This window comes from Bacteroides sp. D20 (assembly GCF_003436255.1).
Lineage (GTDB): Bacteria > Bacteroidota > Bacteroidia > Bacteroidales > Bacteroidaceae > Bacteroides > Bacteroides uniformis.
This window is the reverse complement of record NZ_QSOO01000048.1, coordinates 1-1,339: the sequence shown is the minus strand read 5'-3', so window position 1 is coordinate 1,339 and position 1,339 is coordinate 1. Positions and strand designations below refer to the sequence as shown.

Genomic DNA, 1,339 nt, shown 5'->3' with positions numbered 1-1,339 from the left:
AAAATACGGGATTCAGTATGGGTTCCGTATTTTTTATTTAATAGCTTTGCAAAATGAAGAAAATTATGAAAGAGAAGAATCATGTAGTGCCTGATGAGGTATTAAGTAAGGAGTTCCTTAGCCAGTTCAAGACAGAAGCTGATGTCAGCAAGTTTCTGAAGCAGTTACACGCGCAGGTATTGGAGAAAATGCTTGAAGGTGAGATGGATGCGCATCTGGGTTATGAGAAGAATTCGGTTTCCGGTCATAACAGCGGTAATTCCCGTAACGGCAGCTACCCCAAGAAAATCCAAACTGAACACGGTGAAGCGGTCATACCTATTCCCCGTGACCGTAACGGTGAATTCAATCCCATAGTTGTTCCCAAACACGAGAGTCGTGGGCTTTCCATAGAAAAACTTGTTATCTCCCTATATTCCAAAGGAATGAGCGTGTCCGACATTGAAGAGGAGATGCGTGAAATCTATGAAATAGAACTGTCCACATCAGCCATTTCCATCATTACGAACAAAGTCAACCAGGCTGCTCAGGAATGGCAGAACCGCCCTTTGGATCCTGTCTATCTCATCGTTTGGATGGACGGTATTGTATTCAAGGTTCGTGACAACGGAAAAATCATCAACAAGACTGTCTATCTCTGTGTCGGTCTGAAACAGAACGGCTTGAAAGAAGTCCTTGGCATGTGGGTGGGAAAATCAGAAAGTTCTTCATTCTGGATGGGTGTCCTGACAGATTTGAAGGCCCGCGGAGTACAGGACATACTGATTACCTGCACTGACAACCTGAACGGGTTTACCGACACCATACGTGCCGTATTTCCTCAGTCTTCCACGCAAATATGTGTTGTACATCAAATCAGGAACTCCTGTAAATATGTCGTTTACAAGGACAAGAAAGAGTTTACAGCCGATATGAAGAACATCTATAACGCGCCCAACAAGGAGGCTGCTGCCGTGGAACTGGATAATCTGGAAAAGAAATGGGGAGGGAAGTACCCTTATGCCATCCTCTCATGGAGGAATAACTGGGATGACCTGACTGTTTTCTTCCAGTTTCCATTGGAAATCAGGAAAATAATCTACACAACAAATCTCATTGAAAATCTGAATGGAAAAATCAGAAAGTACACTAAATCAAAGCTTTCATTCCCGTCGGATGATGCTGTGAAGAAAATGGTATACCTCGCTTTGATGGAGATTGAGAAGAAATGGACAATGCCGATTACTAACTGGGGATTGATTATGAACCAATTTATGCTTATTTTTGAAAACAGAATCCAGATATAAGAGAACTTATAACTGAATCCCGTTTCTATTTACACAAAATTATGGATACTGCC

The 1,339-nt window shown here is 42.2% G+C and carries 1 protein-coding gene; it reads left to right on the top strand.

Annotation, left to right across the window (positions count from 1 at the left end; all coding sequences use genetic code 11):
• Positions 1–53 precede the first annotated feature (53 nt).
• Positions 54–1,286, top strand: coding sequence for an IS256 family transposase (locus DXD78_RS20890; RefSeq protein WP_034529910.1), 1,233 nt, complete (start codon positions 54–56; stop codon positions 1,284–1,286).
• Positions 1,287–1,339: the final 53 nt, after the last annotated feature.

Excerpts from the sequence above, each read along its gene's own strand:
- DXD78_RS20890 (WP_034529910.1), top strand. The coding sequence starts at position 54 with ATGAAGAAAATTATGAAAGAGAAGAATCATGTAGTGCCTGATGAGGTA.